The organism is Phormidesmis sp. 146-20, assembly GCF_052939475.1.
Map to the genome: position 1 here is coordinate 13,011 of NZ_JBJPHT010000066.1, position 17,906 is coordinate 30,916.

16 protein-coding genes are annotated in these 17,906 nt (G+C 48.3%); 7 read left to right on the forward strand and 9 right to left on the reverse strand.

The features are described 5' to 3' along the window. Positions 1 to 64: 64 nt before the first annotated feature. The 3 genes from dpsA to ACKFKH_RS30170 form a co-directional block, all read right to left on the reverse strand. On the reverse strand, positions 65 to 613 hold the full coding sequence (gene dpsA / locus ACKFKH_RS30160; RefSeq protein ID WP_446862070.1) for a DNA starvation/stress protection protein DpsA: 549 nt from the start codon (positions 611 to 613) through the stop codon (positions 65 to 67). A gap of 392 nt (positions 614 to 1,005) precedes the next feature. After that, on the reverse strand, positions 1,006 to 1,896 hold the full coding sequence (ypfJ, locus tag ACKFKH_RS30165; RefSeq protein WP_446862071.1) for a KPN_02809 family neutral zinc metallopeptidase: 891 nt from the start codon (positions 1,894 to 1,896) through the stop codon (positions 1,006 to 1,008). A 661-nt stretch (positions 1,897 to 2,557) separates the two neighbouring features. Continuing rightward, positions 2,558 to 3,352, reverse strand: coding sequence for a cobalt-precorrin-6A reductase (locus ACKFKH_RS30170; protein WP_446862072.1), 795 nt, complete (start codon positions 3,350 to 3,352; stop codon positions 2,558 to 2,560). 34 nt (positions 3,353 to 3,386) lie between these two features. On the opposite strand from ACKFKH_RS30170, the gene ACKFKH_RS30175 reads away from it, so the two are divergent. Further along, positions 3,387 to 4,742: a cobyrinate a,c-diamide synthase gene (locus tag ACKFKH_RS30175; protein ID WP_446862073.1), complete on the forward strand. Its 1,356-nt coding sequence runs from the start codon at positions 3,387 to 3,389 to the stop codon at positions 4,740 to 4,742. A 483-nt stretch (positions 4,743 to 5,225) separates the two neighbouring features. Here the strand turns inward: ACKFKH_RS30175 and ACKFKH_RS30180 are convergent, their stop codons facing one another. From ACKFKH_RS30180 to ACKFKH_RS30200, 5 genes are all read right to left on the reverse strand, one after another. Next, a complete protein-coding gene (locus ACKFKH_RS30180) occupies positions 5,226 to 5,801 on the reverse strand; it encodes an exonuclease domain-containing protein (RefSeq protein ID WP_446862074.1) in 576 nt (191 codons plus the stop codon). A gap of 43 nt (positions 5,802 to 5,844) precedes the next feature. Further along, a complete protein-coding gene (locus tag ACKFKH_RS30185) occupies positions 5,845 to 6,288 on the reverse strand; it encodes an NADAR family protein (protein WP_446862075.1) in 444 nt (147 codons plus the stop codon). Positions 6,289 to 6,369: 81 nt separating this feature from the next. Then, entirely contained in the window at positions 6,370 to 7,062 is a 693-nt protein-coding gene (nfi, locus tag ACKFKH_RS30190; RefSeq protein ID WP_446862076.1) for a deoxyribonuclease V, read from the reverse strand. Positions 7,063 to 7,864: 802 nt separating this feature from the next. Further along, positions 7,865 to 8,815 carry an aldo/keto reductase gene (locus ACKFKH_RS30195; RefSeq protein WP_446862077.1) on the reverse strand — a complete coding sequence of 317 codons (951 nt, stop codon included), beginning with the start codon at positions 8,813 to 8,815 and terminating at the stop codon, positions 7,865 to 7,867. Between the two features lie 123 nt (positions 8,816 to 8,938). Continuing rightward, entirely contained in the window at positions 8,939 to 9,733 is a 795-nt protein-coding gene (locus ACKFKH_RS30200; protein WP_446862078.1) for an SDR family NAD(P)-dependent oxidoreductase, read from the reverse strand. 488 nt (positions 9,734 to 10,221) lie between these two features. On the opposite strand from ACKFKH_RS30200, the gene ACKFKH_RS30205 reads away from it, so the two are divergent. The 6 genes from ACKFKH_RS30205 to murQ all read left to right on the forward strand — a co-directional run bounded on the left by ACKFKH_RS30205 (position 10,222) and on the right by murQ (position 16,730). Next, the gene (locus ACKFKH_RS30205; protein ID WP_446862079.1) at positions 10,222 to 11,682 is read left to right on the forward strand and encodes a DUF4331 domain-containing protein; all 1,461 of its coding nucleotides are present in this window, start codon (positions 10,222 to 10,224) and stop codon (positions 11,680 to 11,682) included. A 203-nt stretch (positions 11,683 to 11,885) separates the two neighbouring features. Continuing rightward, positions 11,886 to 13,187: a tetratricopeptide repeat protein gene (locus tag ACKFKH_RS30210; RefSeq protein WP_446862080.1), complete on the forward strand. Its 1,302-nt coding sequence runs from the start codon at positions 11,886 to 11,888 to the stop codon at positions 13,185 to 13,187. A 50-nt stretch (positions 13,188 to 13,237) separates the two neighbouring features. Continuing rightward, positions 13,238 to 14,782 carry a nickel/cobalt transporter gene (locus tag ACKFKH_RS30215; protein ID WP_446862081.1) on the forward strand — a complete coding sequence of 515 codons (1,545 nt, stop codon included), beginning with the start codon at positions 13,238 to 13,240 and terminating at the stop codon, positions 14,780 to 14,782. Continuing rightward, positions 14,779 to 15,006, forward strand: coding sequence for a hypothetical protein (locus ACKFKH_RS30220; protein ID WP_446862082.1), 228 nt, complete (start codon positions 14,779 to 14,781; stop codon positions 15,004 to 15,006). The genes ACKFKH_RS30215 and ACKFKH_RS30220 overlap by 4 nt, the downstream gene beginning before the upstream one ends. Positions 15,007 to 15,206: 200 nt before the next feature. Further along, complete coding sequence (locus tag ACKFKH_RS30225; RefSeq protein ID WP_446862083.1) at positions 15,207 to 15,608, forward strand: DUF3110 domain-containing protein; 402 nt, start codon at positions 15,207 to 15,209, stop codon at positions 15,606 to 15,608. A 159-nt stretch (positions 15,609 to 15,767) separates the two neighbouring features. Further along, complete coding sequence (murQ, locus tag ACKFKH_RS30230) at positions 15,768 to 16,730, forward strand: N-acetylmuramic acid 6-phosphate etherase (protein WP_446862084.1); 963 nt, start codon at positions 15,768 to 15,770, stop codon at positions 16,728 to 16,730. A gap of 14 nt (positions 16,731 to 16,744) precedes the next feature. On the opposite strand, the gene ACKFKH_RS30235 is transcribed toward murQ, so the two are convergent. Next, positions 16,745 to 17,596 carry an SH3 domain-containing protein gene (locus ACKFKH_RS30235; protein WP_446862085.1) on the reverse strand — a complete coding sequence of 284 codons (852 nt, stop codon included), beginning with the start codon at positions 17,594 to 17,596 and terminating at the stop codon, positions 16,745 to 16,747. Between the last annotated feature and the right edge of the window lie 310 nt (positions 17,597 to 17,906).

The window sequence follows — 17,906 nt, forward strand, 5'->3', positions numbered from 1 at the left end:
GAATGCGGATCAACTCGCTATTCAGCAACGTCCCTATCTATTTAATTGCGCTATGTTGCGGTATTTAGTTGCGCTGTACATAGGCAAGCGTCAGACTATCGTGAGCCAAGAAGTGAGCCAGATGAAAGGCGCGATCTTCAGTTTCTAAGAGAATTTGCTCATAGAGGTAACGAGTGGCGCGATCACCCAGACTTTCTGCCTGAGAAGCTTGCCGTCGCAGCATGGTGATGATCGCTTGTTCGGCTGCTAGGTCATGTTCGACCATTGCTCGTGAGTCGTAGAGATCGTCTGATTCGGGGTCAAAGCAGCAGAGTTCTGCCAATTTGGTGAAGCTTGCGGCCGGGATTCCTCCCAATCCATTCAGCCGTTCTCCAATTTTGTGAACGTATCCTTGAGCCGCTTCGTAACTCTCATTAAAGAACTGATGCAACGAATAAAATTCGGCCCCTTCCACGACAAAGTGATGCTTTTGATACTGCAAATACAACGCTTGGAAACTCGATAGAGCAATGTTGAACCCTTCACAAATCGGAACGGTAACATTACGCTCTAACAGAATTGCATTTTCAGAGATTTCGCCAAAGCTCCTGACGACGGTCTGTACATCAGCCATGTTTTTTGCCCCTCTAGATTGCGGATGATCGGAAGTCGATCGCCCTTAATTTACCAAATCGATCGGGCATTTTCCAGTCAGAGTTGTTCTGATGTCAGCTTGACAAGGTTTTTTCGCTTCGGTGTTTGGCGCTTCTGCCCCCCAACCCCCCAATCTGAGGGACTTTTAGACAAGACGTTGCTGAATCAGGGGATGAATTGCCTCAAAGCGGAGGGAACCCCAAGGTTCAAAGTCCCCCATTTTTGGGGGATTTAGGGGGCGAAGAGATTAACACTTCCCACAGAGTCATCCCTCCAATCAGCAACGCCTTAGACAAGACTTCCGATGCAAAAGAGGACGGTTGAGAATGGCGCTTGAGGATAGAGTCTCTAGTTTGCCGCCGTGAATGCTGTCTAGAGATTGGTTCCGGCAAATGTGTTGCACTGTTCTGGATCGCCTGTCTCAATGCCCTTTTTGAACCATCGGACTCGTTGAGCCGCGCTGCCATGAGTAAAAGATTCTGGAACCACATAACCTTTGGCGCGTTCTTGAAGTCGATCGTCTCCAATTGCACTCGCGGCCGTCAGCGCTTCTTCGAGATCACCTTGCTCTAAAATTTGTCGCGATCGTTGGGCACGATTTCCCCAAACTCCGGCAAAACAATCTGCTTGTAGCTCTAGTCTGACCGAGAGTTGATTGGCTTCTGCTTGACTTGACCGACTTTGGAGCGACCCCTTGCGGGTATCTCGAAGAGATCGCACTTTGTCTGAAATGCCTAATAGATTTTGAACATGATGTCCGACTTCGTGGGCAATCACATAAGCCTGGGCAAAGTCTCCCGGTGCCTGGTATTTGCTCTTGAGGTCTTGATAGAAACTAAGATCAATGTAGACTTTTTGATCACGGGGACAATAAAACGGGCCAACTGCCGATCGCGCAAACCCACAAGCAGACTCAACAGCATCTGAATACAGAACCAACGTTGGCTCGACATATCTGCCGCCATTTTGTCTAAAAATCTCACTCCAAGTGTCTTCGGTATCCGCCAAAACCACCGATACAAAGTCAGACATCTGATCGGTTGGAGGGCTGCCAGTGCGCGATCGAGTCTGCGGTGAAGTCGCAACGGGACGCTCTCCAGACGAATTGCCTTGATCAAATAGAACGCTAGGATCGCCGCCTAACAACGTTACTACCAATGCTAGAAGGAGTGTCCCGATACCACCACCGACAATAGGAGCCGAAACGCCCCGACCGCGCCGATCCTCAACGTTGGTACTTCTACGCCCCTTTTCCCAATCCATGATCGCAACTCTCCAATGTCTAGTTTGCAGGTCTATTGCTCAAGTCAGCAGGTTCTATTATTTTTATTCTGCTAAATTGTTGATAGCATATCTGCGAAGCTAATTGAGATCATGCCCCTTTAGAATGTGAACTTTTTGAGTAGAACCTCAAGTTCAGCATTGGGATAGCGGATTGCTGATAGGGCAGTCATAAATTAGTTGTGAGAATTTTGAAATAGCCCGTTCTCACACCAAATCAACGGTTACTTGCTACAGATCCTTGCCCCCTAAATCCCCCATTCTGGGGACTTTGAGAATCCGAGACTTCTTCGGCTTGAAGTTCCCCACAAGTGGCGAATTTAGGTTGCTCTCCAAGATCTGTAGCACTCAAAGATCAATTTGGTATGACCCAGCAACGAAGCGAAAAAACTTCATCGAATTCACGTCTCTTAAGAAATTGGGGAAACGCCCCGCAGATGACTTCAAGATCTCCTTATACCAAATTCACTAGTTACTGATACAGATCCTCGCCCCCTAAATCCCCCATTTTGGGGGACTTTGAAACGGCTTCCCTGATAGGTTTTTTCAAATTTGAGAGATAGAAATCGGTTAATTAACTGATTTTTATGAGTATCATTTGTTGGTTGATTTGGTATTAGTCCGTTCAAATGCGAGACGTGAATTAAAGTTGTATGTCGCGTTGCAATATATTTTTTAGCCAATTTAGGGCTTCATTTACGGTTGAGACTTGTGTAACAGATGGCATTGCAGGACGATTGATCATGATCATTGGGATTCCCATTTCTCTCGCTGCAATTACTTTTGCGTAAGTCGCATTCCCGCCACTGTTTTTACTCACAATCAGATTGATGTTGTAATCGATGATTAGCTTACGTTCTTGTTCGAGTGTAAAAGGGCCGCGATCGTACAGCATTTTCCCTTGAGGAAGCGGCAAAGTGGGATCAGGCGGATCAATCGATCGCATCAGAAACCAAAGATGCTGCAAGCGGGCAAATGGGGCGAGTTGTTGTCTACCGATCGTCAAAAATATTCGACCTGTTTGCTTTTCTAATAGAGTCACCGCCGCCTCAATGCGATCGACTTCAAGCCAACGATCTTCTTTAGCAGATGTCTCAGAAAGATCAGCCGATTTCTTTTGCCAAGCAGGACGCACCAGCATCAGATGAGGAATGTTTGCTCTCGTCGCTGCCGCCGCCGCATTCCAGGAAATCTGAGCCGCAAAAGGATGAGTCGCATCGATCAAATAATTCACCTGATATTCCTGTAAATACGCCAGCAGTCCCGCCTCGCCCCCAAATCCGCCAACCCGCACTGACCCGATCGGCGCTATCGGCTGTTGAGTCCGCCCTGCTAGAGAACTAATCACCTCCACCTTGTCTAACTGTGAAGCGATCGCCGCCAACTCCGCCGCATCCCCCGTCCCCCCCAAAATCAAAACTCGCTTAAGATCACTCATACTAATATTTCATCCCTCATCCCTCATCCCCACCATGTCCATCGTCATCGCCGGAGAACGCAGCGGAGTCGGCAAAACCACCGTCACGTTAGCTTTATTAGCAGCACTGCGGCACCGAAGTCAACAGGTACAATCCTTTAAAGTCGGGCCCGATTATATTGATCCAATGTTTCACAGCGATGTGACGGGTCGATCGTGCCGCAATCTCGACCCCGTTTTGACCTCTGAATCCTATGTTCAACACTGCTTTGAGAAACATACTGTAGAGGCTGAGTATGCTCTCGTTGAAGGCGTAATGGGGTTGTTTGATGGTGCGACTGGCGTGGATGATTTTGGCAGTACGGCTCATGTTGCTAGAGTGTTAAATTTACCCATTCTGTTGATTCTAAATTGCAGTAGTTTGTCGCGATCGATTGCTGCCATTGCCCACGGGTATCAGACGTTTGATCCGCGCCTAAAGTTTGCGGGCGTTGTCTTAAATCGAGTAGGCAGCGATCGCCATTTAGAATTGCTCACCGACGCGCTCAAACCGCTCAACCTCCCTATTTTAGGAGTTCTTCGTCGTCAGGATGACATTGTGATTCCCGATCGCCACCTGGGTCTCATTCCCACCGCAGAACTCACAGATTTGAATGCGCTGGTCGATCGACTAGCGCATCTAGGAGAAACCTGTTTTGACTGGACAAATTTGCTGCCGTTACTAAAATCCACGCCTCACGCCTCACGCCTCACGCCTCACGCCTCACGCCTCACTTCTCGACTAGCGATCGCTCAAGATGCTGCCTTCAGTTTCTATTACGCTGACAATTTAGACTTACTAAAACAGTTAGGTGCAGAGCTAGTAGCGTGGAGTCCCTTAAAGGATTCAGAATTGCCAGAAAACATACAGGGATTGTATTTCGGAGGTGGCTTTCCTGAAGTGTTTGCCGCCGAGCTAACCCAAAACCATTCAGCGCGTCATGCTGTACAAACGGCCATTCGAGCCGGGATGCCGACCTATGCAGAGTGTGGCGGACTCATGTATTTGTGTGAGCAGATTGTCGATTTTGAGGAACGATCGCATCCTATGACGGGCATTCTCCCCACTACTGCCACAATGGGAAAGCGCCTGACATTAGGATATCGACAAGCCACTGCGCTACAAAATAGTCCGATCGTTCAAGTGGGCGATCGAGTATGGGGTCATGAGTTTCATCGCTCTACTGTGACTGAGCCTGAGCAGCCTTTGTTTAATCTTCGAGGCTATCACTCCAGCATTCCTCTCAAGTCAGAAGGTTGGCAGCGCTACCAAGTTCATGCGTCATACACTCATCTCCATTTTGGGGCACAGCCAGCCCTACCAGCCCGATTTCTAGAGCATTGTTTGAGATATGGTGATAGCGATCGTTAAACAATTGGTTAGTTTATTTGTAGGATGTAGTAGCGATCGTCAACCTACAGCAGTCCTAAATTAACGTGAATTCAATGCAAGATTTTCGGGCATTGCTGAACCACGGGATGAATTGCCCTAATGCGAAGGGGAACTAAATGTTCAAAGTCCCCCAATTTTGGGGGATTTAGGGGGCGGAAAAGTTGACACTTCCCTACAGATTCATCCTTTCAATCAGAAACGCCGATTTTCGCTTTGTTGTCAAGCTTCTGCCCCCCAACCCCCCAATCTGGGGGACTTTTAGACAAGATTTCCGTTTCAAAGTCCCTCGCTGGTGGGGGATTTAGAGGGCGTTCCCGGATCTGCAACCTCTTGCGAATTATCTCGAAGAGCGGGAAGCGGAGAAGTTTATCGAACTGACGTTAAATTAATTATGAGAATCTTGAAGTAGTGGGTTCTTGGTGATTAGTTCTTAGCGATTAATGGCGACTAATGATTCTTGGTTTAAGCGCAAGGATGGAGGCGTTGTCGGTCTAGAATAAATGGCAGTAGTTTGGCAATGTTTCTAGCGTCGTCGATGCCTCGATGGTGAGTTCCTTCTAGCTTAATGCCTGCTAGTTGTAATGCTTGTGACATTCCATATCGCTTAGGTAAGCCTTGAACCTGCGTAAATTGTTGCTTGAGGTTGACGTGAGAAAACGCGATCGGAAAGGAAGCATTATGAAACTGACTGTCTTGTTGAAATTGGTTGAAATCATAGTCACCCCAGGAGCCAAAGACAGCATTTGAGTAGTTTGATAGCCAGCTTTTAAGTCGAGTCGCTGCTTCTACATATCCAGGAGCCTGATCAACCTGCGCTTGAGTAATCGAGGTTAGCGATCGACAAAACTCCGTCAACATCGGGTGGCGAACGGGCTTGATAAAGGTTTGAAACTCATCCACGACCGCCAAACATTGTGACTCGACCATAGCGGCCCCAATTTCGATAATTTCCATCTCGTGCCGCTGAATGGCTCCCCGATCGCAACAGGTTGCCTCCAAATCAACCACTAAAAAATGGCCGTATTGATCTAGGTTCATTGGTTTAGGCTCATCATTTACTTTTCTCATAGCTAACTCCGACTTACAGCGTTTGTCGTAAAATCTCACGCACTTCAACTAAAATCTGTCCTAGCTTATTTTGACCGCTTCCATCTTTGCCGCAGCCCCAGTAGTCGTCGATCGGAGAATTTTCTACTAGCCCTTCGTCCCCTGTGCCGAGCAAAATTTCTTGAATGTCTGCATGGGTTCTAAACTTTTGCAGCACTGCTTTTCGCATAACCTCATCCTTTACCTGGTTCCAGTCTGACCGGAGCGGAAGCGCACGATCGCGCCCCATGTTAGCTGCATCTTTAGGAGTTTTAGTCTGACGTACTTTCTCTAAAAAAGGAGTATTGACAAACTTCTGAGCCTGAAAATAATGTTCGCTGGTTGCCCAATACAATTCATCTAACATAAAGCCATGCGCTGAGAAATTGGAGAAGCACCCATAGGGCTTTTCTCGTTCAACATAAAAGTAAATTGTCATTGTTAATCCTGAAGTTAGGGTGGCCTCCACGATGATAGAACAGCATCTATGATTTGTGCAGGTTAGTTGTTGAACAAACCCCTATGTTTCAGTAGCTTGTACTGGAGGCGTGTGTCCTTTGGATAGTTGATCTGCCTGACGGGTTGTTTCAGGAAGACGATAGTTGGGCGCACAGCGTAATACAAAGTCGATCGCGCTAGTTAGACTAATTCGATGTCCAATAGAAACATAGACAGGCTTAATGTTGGGTTGAGTGCGAACGACGGCTCCAATCACTTCATCTGCGTCATAAATTGGTTGCCACGCCCCTTGATGTTCTGCTAGTGGTTCATGTTCTCCCAGGTAAGGCGTTTTTGCGACCCCAATTGTGGGTAAACCACTCAAAACACCCAAATGACAAGCAAATCCACAGCGACGCGGATGAATGTATCCATTACCATCACACAGCAACAGATCCGGTAAAGTTTGCAGGCTTGCCAAGGCTTCCATTACCCCCGGAACTTCTCGAAATGCCAGCAATCCTGGAACATAGGGAAAGCTCATAGGACGACGAATCACCACAGATTCTTGAACCTGGAGATCAGGAAACCGCAACACAGCGATCGCTGCACAGGCAATACAATCATCGTCCTCAAAGCCCACATCCACGCCAGCCACCGTTTGCACTGTGCCAAAGTCATCCTCTCTCACCACCCACTTCCGTAATGCTTGCTGAAGCGCGATCGCGGTTTCGGGAGTCGCTGACTGGGTTAAAGTCAACAGAGAATGCTGCATGGAGACCTGCCAGAAAACGGCTTAAAGAACTGATTGAATCTAGCACTGAATAAGCTCAATTTGAACAATTCAAAAGATATGTCATAGAGCTTGGCTCCTTTGTATTTCGCATTATACTACAAAAGTAATACACCATATTGCAATGCGTCAAGGGCACACCACAACTTTTTTGAAGAAGCGGGTTCGAGCATAGAAGAAATCGTGAAAGCACTAAGTTTAGAAGTCGATCGAGCCTATCTTTCGGTTTGCTTTGCTCTCTACTCAACTGCATTACTCATACCCAATCAATTTGTGAATGCTACAGATCCTTCGCCCCCCAAATCCCCCAGTCTGAGGGACTTTGAGAATCCGAGACTGCTTAGCTTGAAGTCCCACACAAGTAGGGAATTTAGGCTGCTCTCCAAGATCTGTAGCACTCAAAGATCAATTTGGTATCAGCCGCCTCAATTTGTGCCTCAAAAAAGCCCTCACTTCTGGTTCATTAGAGGCGAGGGATTGAGACGTTGATACTCTTTTCTTTAGACTCATATTAGGGTAGCGCCATGCCTCAAGTAGACCGTTGTCTCTATTAGAAAACCGACTAGACTGCTGTACGCTAATAGACTTAATAGACTTCCTGCATGAATACCTGGCGATTAAGGTTAGCTTCGCAAGTGCCTTCGGCAACGCGGCTATCAGAACAGAGTCCACCTCCGTGGACTAACGGTTAAAATTGCCTCTTTAGTGTGCGAAGGCACACTTTGCTCTTGTAGCCCCGACTTTAGTCGGAGGGCATCTATGATTCGTGCAGGAAGTCTAATGATCAGGCAGACATCAATTGCTGAATGCGTTGGGGTTCGTCGCCGAGCCATTGTGGATGTTGAGCCGTCCCGTCAAAAATAGAGGAGGTTTTGAACGGTTCATACTCCCCGCGTGATCCAGCTTCTGCGGTTTTTGCTAACAATGCTTGTACCTGCTCATCTGTCATCGGTTGGAAGGTCTGGACGGCGTTAAACGCTTGATCAAGAATCTCCAGACTGTCCATTCCTGTAATCACGACTGACGTAGGCAGATTTAGCGCATAGTGGAGGCATTCGATCGCAGTAGCTGTCTTCGATCGCAGCAAAATTCCGTTTGCCATACTTTTCATTCCCAAAATACCAACGTTACGCTTGACAAGTTCTGGAACTACGAGCTTTGCAAAACTACGGTAGTGAGCATCCATGACATTGAGCGGCATCTGGACTGCATCAAACTTAAAGCCGTTTTGGTCTGCTACTTCTAGCATGTGGAGATGAATGTAGGGGTCTTTGTGCCCAGTAAAGCCACTGTAGCGCACCTTACCCGCCTGCTGAGCCTCCAAGATAGCAGCGTGAGCACCTTCTGGGTCAAAAATGCGATGGGGGTCCTCAAAGCGCAAAATTTCGTGATGCTGCACAAGATCGATGTGATCAACTTGCAGGCGACGCAGAGATTCATCAAGCTGTTTGGTTGCTTCTTGCTTTGATCGACCATCCAGTTTGGTCATCAGAAATACTTTGTCTCGATAGCCGTCCCGGAGTGCTTTACCCATGCGAGTCTCGCTGACTCCATCGTTATAGTCCCAGCAGTTGTCCATAAAGGTGATGCCGCGATCGATAGCAGTCCGAACAATCTGAATGGCAAGTAATTCTTCTACATGGGGCAAGCTGAGGTGCCATCCGCCCAGTCCGATCGCAGAAACTCGCTCTCCAGTACTGCCAAGTTCTCGATAAAGCATTTCTGAATTTGACATAGTTTGTTCTCTACTGCTCATGGTTAAGGCCGTAATTTAATAAACCCAAAGATTGCGTAGGGTAGTGCGGTTTGCGTAACTTGACACACCCTACGAGATCTCTGTTGCAGTGTTGCCTTCTATTTAGTCCGCCGATCCTGGCTCAGTCAATTGGCGATGCATTGCAGCTTTGGCTGGCTCTGGTAGAGCTTGAACCACCGCTGCCTGAACCTTATTCATTATCGATCCTGCAACTACTTCGTCTTTACCTGCCATGAGCGCTTCAAATCCCTGCTTGGCAACCTGAGCCGGGTCATCTTTCTTACTGGCGGCTGCTCTAGTATCATCCATTTCGGCGCGGTTGAAAAAGTTGGTATCTGTGGGCCCAGGCAACAGAGCAGTTACAGTCACACCTGTGTCTTTTAACTCGTTGCGAAGCGCCTCTGAAAAAGACCGCAAAAATGCCTTCGATGCTGCATAAACCGCTTCAAAGGGGCCTGGCATCAGAGCGGCGATCGACGATGTAAACAGAATCCGCCCTTTGCCTCGCTCGACCATTGGTTTTACGACTCGTTTGGCCAGATGCACCGAAGAAACCACGTTGAGTTCGATTAAATTAAGCTCTTTCTGCAAGTCTGTTTCTATAAACTTACCTCCGATTCCCACTCCAGCATTGATGGCGATCGCGTCCACAGGCCCCGTTGCTTTAATCGCATCAGAGAGGGTTTCAACGCCCTCATAGGAGGCCAGGTCAGCTTGCACCGTTTTGACCTGAGCGCCAAGTTGCTCAAAGGTCTGAACCATTTCGTTAATCTTTGAGTCAGTCGCTGTGATGAGTAGATCAAATCCATTTTCGGCAAATTGTTTTGCGAGTTCATAACCGATGCCACTGGATGCACCTGTCACGACGGCAAGCGGACGATTAGATGAAGTATTCATGATTTGGGTTCCTGCTGGAGCAATTTTCAGACGATCGCGATGATATAAGTTTTGTATTTAGTCTGTACTATCTTAAATTTGCAGTCGTAGAAGTGCGTCTTTACTGAGGAGTAGATGAATTCTTCTTTCAGGCTTGAGAAGTCAGTTTGAGGAAGACCGCGACCGTCGCAAAGATTCTTTTAGTCGCTCTACATCTACCTGATGGTTGAATTTACAAGACGACTTAAAGCAACCATTCCTCTTAAGTTGGCGCGAACGATCGTGAATTAAACAAAACTGTCTTCTGTAATGTATTGAGCCATACGAAACGCACCATCAGCATTCCACGCAATCTTTGGGTTCATCAAATTTATGTCGTGAGAGATCCGATCGACAAACCCGGACGTAATCCCAAATAGACAGCTTTCTCAATGCGAACGTTCATCCGGTGACAACACCTACGCGCATAGAACTGCTCAAAACCTATTCACACTTGGGAGACTACTAAAATGGTAGCCTTACAGACCGCTATGACCCGGTTGAGATGGTCGATCGCTCTACTTCTCTGCCTGACTTTAAGTTGGGGAATTGTTCAGCAACCGACACTCGCCTCTAGCCATCGAGAAGCCCCGCTGATTGCAGGAGATCCGTTAGCAGACAACACGGATGTTTATGCGTTTCGCAGCTATGAACCAGGGCGAGAAGACACCGTTACACTGCTCTGGAATCACATTCCCCTGGAGCCGATTTCAGGGGGGCCACAGTTCTATCCGTTTGGGGATGATGTTCTCTATGACATTAAAGTCAACAATCGGGGAGACGGCGGTGACGACATTACTTATCGCTTCAAATTTCAAACAGAATTCGTCAATAAAGATAGTGTTCTCGGTATGGTTGCGCCTAATCAAGACGGTGTAATTAGTACCAATGATGACCCCGATTTTAACCAGCGCCAACGCTATACAGTGACCGAGATTCGGCGTGGCTTTATGGGCATGGGACAACAGCGCAAAGTGTTAGGAAGAGGGCTTTTGGTGCCACCGAGCAACATTGGCAGCCGAGCTACACCCAACTATGAAAATCTAGCTTCTCAGGCAGTCTACACGCTCAACAATGGCTATCGTGTCTTTGCGGGACAACGATCGGAAGGGTTCTACATTGATCTGGGTGGTGTGTTTGATGTGTTGAATTTTCGGTCAATTAGCGACACAGGCGGCAGAAATACCACCGGGAAGTTTAGCGTGAATACCTTGGCGATCGAGGTTCCGATTAAGGATCTGACGCGCAATCGCAAAATGACCACCAATCCGACTGATCCGAATGCAGTGATTGGTGTCTATTCAACCGCAAGCCGCTGTGCGACCAAGATTTCTTCTACAGGCAACTGCTCAAAACCGATTCAAGTATCTCGCCTGGGTAGTCCTTTGGTGAATGAAGTCGTGATTCCTCTGGGTCTAAAGGACAAATTCAATGCCAGCGAGCCTGAAAACGATGCTCAGTTTGCTCAATTTGTGGTTGATCCTCAATTGCCGAAACTGATGCGATCGGTGTTTGGCATCACGATTCCGCCTGCACCCCGCAATGATCTGGTGGCGATTTTTGCGACGGGGATTCCTGCTAATTCTGTGCCGGGTGCGCCTCAGTTCACGACGTTCTTGTCCGATGGCAAGCCTCACGAACTGTTGCGACTGAATACCGCCATTCCTCCGACTCCCGTAGGTCAACAAAACCGTCTGGGACTGCTCGGCGGCGATCTGGCTGGCTTTCCGAATGGGCGGCGTGTGATTGATGATGTGGTAGATATTGAGTTGCGGGCTGTCGCTGGAGGAACGCCTTTTACGCCTGCTACGAATGTTGCGCCTAACAATACTTTGGGTGATGGGGTTGATCGTCCGAGTGTGCCATTTCTCGATCGCTTTCCCTATCTAGGAACGCCGCTTTCGGGTAATCCTCCGCCTAAGAATAGTTAAACGGAAATTTGATGAAATGCTTTGCTCCGTTGTTTAGCACTTCTGCCCCCTAAATCCCTATCCTGGGAGACTTTCAGACAAGATCGCCGATTCAAAGTCCCTCACTTGTGGGGGATCTAGGGGGCTGCCAGGATTTGAAGTCAGAGCGAAGAGAGTCATCAAATTCTCGTTGTAGCGATCGAGTAGCAACCAGGGAACGTTCTATGTCTTGGCGAAGGATTGTGCAGGGGTTGAAAGGGTTGATTTTGGTGGGGATTTTGGTGTTGGGATTAGAGGGTCGATCGACGCTGGCGGCTAGTTCTGAGATTGCTCCTTCAAGCTTTGCCGATCGACGGTTAAAAGCCGCCCAAACGCTGGTGCGATACTTGCCCGATGAGGCGGATGGTTACAATCAGTTAGCCGCTGCTTACTTGCTCAAAAGTCGAGAAACAGGCGATTTTAGCAATACGATCAAAGCTGAATCTGCGTTGGAGCAGTCCTTAAAAGTTGCTGCCAACAATGAAGATGCTCTGAAGCTACAACTCAGTTTATTGCTCACCGAACATCGCTTTCGAGAAGGGCTAGATCTGGCTGAGAGATTGCTTTCTCGGTTTCCCCATGATCCCCAAATTGAGACGGCTCTCATTGATGCTCAGGTCGAGTTGGGAGCGTATACGGCTGCACAGTCCACTGCTAAGACGCTAACTGCCAACCATCCGAGCGCTCCGGTTTATGCCCGACTGTCTTATTTACACTCGCTGCGGGGCAAGTCATTAGATGCGATCGCTTTTCTGCGTCGGGCAATTCAGACAGCAAATCATCACGATCGCGAAGGGCTTGCCTGGTATCGGGTTCATCTCGGACTCGAATTACTCAATGCAGGAAACTGGACAGCGGGAGAACAAGCAATTGACCAAGCGCTGCAAGCGTTCCCAGAATATCCCTTAGCATTGTCAGCAAAAGCGCGGGCCCGTCTGACGGCAAAAGATTGGAGCCAGGCAGTGAATTTTTGGCAGCGATCGCAGTCTCAAATGCCTTTACCGGATACTGCAATTGCGTTGGGAGATTTGTTTGCATATTTGGGCGATCGGGACTCGGCTGAACGGCAATATGATCTCGTAGATTTTTTGGTGAAATCAGGCGGCGACCCGTTTGAGAAAGCTTACGCTCATCAACTTGTTTTGTTTTGGGCAGATCGAGAAAGCCATCTAGACAAAGCGCTGCACTTGATCGAACAGGAACGCATGACGCGATCGGACATCTACACGTTTGATGCTTTAGCCTGGTGTTTGTGCAAATTAGGGCGACTGTCTGAGGCGAGAACAGCGATCGATCAAGCATTACGGTTAGACACGCCAGATTCACGAATTTTGTATCACGCTGGAGTCATCTATCACAACGCTGGAGAGAACGCCAAAGCAATTACTGTTCTCCAACGGGCACTCAGCATTAATCCAGTTTTTCATCCTCTACAAGTTACGATCGCTCATCAACTGTTGGCCCAAATGGGTGTTGTCGATCAATAAATCTTCTATTCCATTTAGCGTTTACTTTCTATCTCCACTTCAGAAATGTTATGAACGTACTTTCGCTTCTCTATCGATTTATCTTTCTGCTAATAGTTTTTGTAGAACTATTTGGATTTGCTGATGTTGCGGCTGCTCATCCACTGGGTAATTTTACGATCAATCACTTTTCTCAACTGTCGATCGCGCCTCATCAGGTTACTATTCAATCTGTTGTAGACATGGCAGAGATTCCAGCGTTTCAGGCGTTGCAAATTGCCGACACTAATCACGACAAATCCACCTCTGACAAAGAACTCAAGGCTTATCTAGAACAAATCGCACCTCGCTATGCCAACAACGTGATCCTGGAAGTCGATCGCCACCCCATTCCCTTACAGCTAAAAAGCAAAACGGTGAGTCTGCCTCCCGGCGCAGGTGGATTGTCTACGCTGCGAATGGAGTGGGAAATGACAGGCAACATTCCTGATTTAGAATCATCAGATCCGCATCAACTGAGATTTGAAGATAACAACGATCGCGCTCATATCGGTTGGCGAGAAATCGTAGTCAATCCCAACAATGTGAACATATTTGATAGTTCTAGCTACCGCAACTCTTTGACCGATGCCCTCAAAAATTATCCCCAAGATTTGCTGACAACGCCGCTCCAAGAATCTGTCGTCAATCTGTCGTTTACTCAAGGCGAAATTCCTGCAAATGCTACCCCGTTGTTAGCTCGTTCAGAAGGCTCTCATCCCCTCACCAATTTGAAAGCTATCCTCACCCCTAGTTATCAGCGATCGTCTCCTCTGCCTGTCAACTGGAATTCATCTAATGGCATCTGGGTGGCGATCGTGGGTGCCTTCATTTGGGGAGCCATGCACTCGTTGTCTCCTGGTCACGGCAAAACTATCGTCGGAGCGTATTTAGTCGGTACGCGGGCTACTCCTCAACATGCGTTGTTTTTAGCATTCATTACGACGATTACCCATACGATCGGGGTCTTCGCGCTGGGATTAATCACTCTATTTGCGGCTGAATATATTTTGCCTGAGCAACTCTATCCCTGGCTGAGTTTAGGATCAGGTGTAATAGTGATTACAATTGGATTTAGTTTATTTTTCCAGCGGTTAGGATTTTTCCAAAAGTCGATACCGTTGTTGAGTCATGGTCATTCACACGATCATTCACATAAACATTCACATGACCACTCACACAAGCCTATTCACAGTCATTCACACAACCATACTCACGGTCATTCGCACACTGATCACCTACCGACTGACTCACCTGTAACCTGGGGCAATCTTTTAGCATTAGGAATTTCGGGTGGATTGATGCCCTGTCCAGCAGCGTTAGTGTTGTTATTAGGAGCGATCGCACTCGGCAAAGTTGCATTTGGACTCATTCTGGTGCTGGCATTTAGTCTAGGATTGGCGGGCGTTTTGACCGGATTGGGCTTGCTGCTAGTCTACGCCAAACACTTATTTCAAGACATGCCTGTTTCCCTAAAATTTGTCCATCGTCTCCCAGCGATCGGGGCCTTGTGTATGGCGATCGTGGGCTTAGGCATTTCGACTAAAGCACTGCTAGAAATTGGAGGACTCCGATGATTGATCTATTTTTAACGGCTCAACTGGCTCTCCCGAATGTAATTTGCTATGAACAGCTAAAAGACGGTCAGATTCGAGATCTCAGCCACCTCTGCGGCAAAAGCACGCCCCCCAATTCCACCGTCAACGACGCTAGTGTGACTCCCTTTGAAACGTTGCCCCCCAATAATCGATCGCTCGACTCCAACGAGCCAGACGACCCACCTGAAGAGGATGAAGAATAATAAGGACAAAGATTCTGTAAACCCAGCGAATTAACTCGCGGCTGTGAGAACAAAACCTGTGCAGGTCAAACTCTCAATATTACGTTTGGTGAATTGCCTGACTATTTGAGCCGCCGCAACGAGTCACCCTCAGATTCAGATTTAATCAAGGGCTGATATTGCAGTACCCTAAAAAATGAACCAAACTTTACTGTAGAATCATGCGCGTTTTCGTCCTCCTGTTTACTGCCAACAACGAAAATACAGGAATTCACACCATCAGCATCGGTCATCGCAACGTCGTTCTGATGTTTGAAGAAGAGGACGACGCGACCCGCTATGCCCTGCTGCTCGAAGCTCAAGACTTTCCCACCCCGATCGTTGAGCAAATCGATCGCACCGAGATCGAAGAGTTTTGCACAGGTGCCGACTACGAATCCAAGCTCATTCCCAAAGGCTTTGTGCCCCAAGACGAATTCGATCGCCTCCTCCTCTCTCCCCCCGAAGCCAATCGCGAAGACACCGACTGGCAGCCCGACGGCAAAGAAGCTCCTCCGCCAGATTCAGAGATGCCAAACAGCGAACTCGATCGCATCCGGCGACAGTTGGAAGGGCTTTTGTAGGGAAGGGATGAGGGATGAGGGATGAGGGATAACTTCGTTCCGCTGCGCGAGGAGGGATGAGGGATGGAGAGCTTCAAGTTTTGTTCTGAATTCTCTTCACACCTTGCCTGATCTGGGAATTAAGACAGAATTTTGAAATCACACAGGAATGACGTAAGGATGAATCGAGAACCGCAAACCGAAGATGCCAATATTCATCCCTCCTCCCTCCTCCCTCCTCCCTTAGAACGCGGTCATTTGCTGACAGAGCAGGTGAATCCTGAAAGCTTGAATTTAGATCAGCTTTCGACTGTGGAATTGGTGGAGTTGTTTAATCGGGAAGATGCAAAGACGATCGCTGCTATTGCCCAGTCCAAACTTCAGATAGCAGAGGCGATCGATCAAACGGCTCATGCGCTGCGTCAGGGGGGACGACTTTTCTATATCGGGGCTGGCACTAGTGGACGGTTGGGAGTTCTTGATGCCGCAGAATGTCCGCCTACCTTTTGTACTCCACCCGACCTCGTACAAGGAATTATTGCCGGAGGCGCAGGGGCGCTGTTGCGAAGCTCTGAAGGATTGGAAGATTTGGCAGAAGACGGGGCGGCGGCGATCGCGCATCATCACATTACTCAACCCGATGTCGTCGTTGGCATTACGGCTGGGGGCACGACTCCCTATGTTCATGGTGCACTGCAAGCGGCCAGACAGCGAGGGGCGACGACGATATTTATTGCCTGTGTGCCTGCTGATCAAGTCAGCGCTGAAGTAGATATCGACATTCGCCTGTTGGTTGGGCCCGAAGTATTGGCTGGCTCGACTCGACTCAAAGCGGGCACCGTCACAAAACTGGTCTTAAATATCCTCTCGACGGGCACGATGGTCAAGTTGGGCAAGGTTTATGGCAATCGCATGATCGATGTCGCCGTCACCAATCGCAAGCTACACGATCGCGCCCTCCGTATTCTGCAAGACCTGACCGATCTCAGCCGCGAAGAAGCAGGCTACCTACTCGAACAAAGTGGACGATCGGTGAAACTTGCCCTACTGATGCACTGGACGGGATTAGGGAAAGCAGAGAGCGATCGCCTGTTAGCTTCTCATCAAGGCAATCTACGGCAAGCGGTGTTGTCGATCGCATAGATTCTAAAAACAGCCTAATCTCCACCCGGAACGCCCACAATTTGCCACTGACCTTCTACCTTGTGCAAAACGATGCGATACTCTAGCGGGTGAAACGCATAGCGATTGAAAACATAGCCTTTTTTGTCATTGGGTAAAATAATCGGAGTCCAGCCGTCAACCGGACTATAAGCTTCAATCTGTTCCTCCTGACCGTTTTCAAAACTCCTGCGATCGAAGTCCACCACTTCATTCGACAACACCGCAATCACCGAACTGTTGAGGCTGGGTCTTGAACGGACATTGACTCGATCGCCCACTACAATCACCTTAGACAGCGCAAAGTCAATCCCCTTTGACTCTCGTGGCGGTGGAAACTGCTTCTCAAAGTCACGCTGCACCGTTGAACACATCCAACCATCAGGAGTCGTGGTCGATCTGACATTCATTCTGCTGCATCCAGCCGACAAAGATTTTTCTAAAATCCCCCACAGTCTTGCCTTGGGATCATTGAGCTTTAGAGTTTCTAACGATTGAGGCACCCCAAATCCCATCGCGACTCCCTTACGCGGAATCAGCGCCGACACAAATTTTACATCCCGCTTCTGAACTGCTTTTTCTAATTGCTTCCGAAACGCCGCAAACTCAGGATCAGCAGCAGTTTCATCACTGAGAACAATTTTTTGACGCGGAAAGTCCTCTAATTTTGGCTCAGGAGTGGGCGGAGTCGAGGGCGTGGGTGCAGGTGCAGAAGGTTTTGGTGAGGGCGTGGACTGAGCCACCGGAGTTTGAGGAGGGGAATTTAGACGAACGATTGCCGCGATACTTGCCCCCACAACGGCCGCACAGGCGACGGCGATCGCAATCCACAAAGGTGCATTTCTCATAACCAAAAACCAGACGTGACGATACGGTAAATAACTACAGCAGCGATCGCCCAATTTTACAAAAGTCCTTGATAGGAGAGAATCACAGCACACCTTCACCGAACGATCGAGAGTTAAAAAAGCTGGCGGTTAAAACCACGCCTACAAGCACGAATTCTGCCTTCGCAGTAGGAAGAGCGGCAAATTAATTCGCTAAGTTTATTTAATTCAGGATTCTAAGGATCGTGAATTAACCAGCCTGTAATTCTCGCGGTTTCGCTTCGTTTAATTTAGCTTCAGCCCCCTTGTATCTTAAGAGTGTGGCAGACCG

What these genes read in the sequence shown, in the direction of transcription:
- ACKFKH_RS30215 (WP_446862081.1), top strand. Translation starts at nt 13,238, where the DNA reads ATGAACGTACTTTCGCTTCTCTATCGATTTATCTTTCTGCTAATAGTT.
- nfi (WP_446862076.1), bottom strand. Translation starts at nt 7,062, where the DNA reads ATGCAGCATTCTCTGTTGACTTTAACCCAGTCAGCGACTCCCGAAACC.
- ACKFKH_RS30200 (WP_446862078.1), bottom strand. Translation starts at nt 9,733, where the DNA reads ATGAATACTTCATCTAATCGTCCGCTTGCCGTCGTGACAGGTGCATCC.
- ACKFKH_RS30180 (WP_446862074.1), bottom strand. Translation starts at nt 5,801, where the DNA reads ATGAACCTAGATCAATACGGCCATTTTTTAGTGGTTGATTTGGAGGCA.
- dpsA (WP_446862070.1), bottom strand. Translation starts at nt 613, where the DNA reads ATGGCTGATGTACAGACCGTCGTCAGGAGCTTTGGCGAAATCTCTGAA.
- ACKFKH_RS30195 (WP_446862077.1), bottom strand. Translation starts at nt 8,815, where the DNA reads ATGTCAAATTCAGAAATGCTTTATCGAGAACTTGGCAGTACTGGAGAG.
- ACKFKH_RS30220 (WP_446862082.1), top strand. Translation starts at nt 14,779, where the DNA reads ATGATTGATCTATTTTTAACGGCTCAACTGGCTCTCCCGAATGTAATT.
- ACKFKH_RS30210 (WP_446862080.1), top strand. Translation starts at nt 11,886, where the DNA reads ATGTCTTGGCGAAGGATTGTGCAGGGGTTGAAAGGGTTGATTTTGGTG.
- ACKFKH_RS30205 (WP_446862079.1), top strand. Translation starts at nt 10,222, where the DNA reads ATGGTAGCCTTACAGACCGCTATGACCCGGTTGAGATGGTCGATCGCT.
- ACKFKH_RS30225 (WP_446862083.1), top strand. Translation starts at nt 15,207, where the DNA reads ATGCGCGTTTTCGTCCTCCTGTTTACTGCCAACAACGAAAATACAGGA.
- ACKFKH_RS30235 (WP_446862085.1), bottom strand. Translation starts at nt 17,596, where the DNA reads ATGAGAAATGCACCTTTGTGGATTGCGATCGCCGTCGCCTGTGCGGCC.
- murQ (WP_446862084.1), top strand. Translation starts at nt 15,768, where the DNA reads ATGAATCGAGAACCGCAAACCGAAGATGCCAATATTCATCCCTCCTCC.
- ACKFKH_RS30170 (WP_446862072.1), bottom strand. Translation starts at nt 3,352, where the DNA reads ATGAGTGATCTTAAGCGAGTTTTGATTTTGGGGGGGACGGGGGATGCG.
- ACKFKH_RS30185 (WP_446862075.1), bottom strand. Translation starts at nt 6,288, where the DNA reads ATGACAATTTACTTTTATGTTGAACGAGAAAAGCCCTATGGGTGCTTC.
- ACKFKH_RS30175 (WP_446862073.1), top strand. Translation starts at nt 3,387, where the DNA reads ATGTCCATCGTCATCGCCGGAGAACGCAGCGGAGTCGGCAAAACCACC.
- ypfJ (WP_446862071.1), bottom strand. Translation starts at nt 1,896, where the DNA reads ATGGATTGGGAAAAGGGGCGTAGAAGTACCAACGTTGAGGATCGGCGC.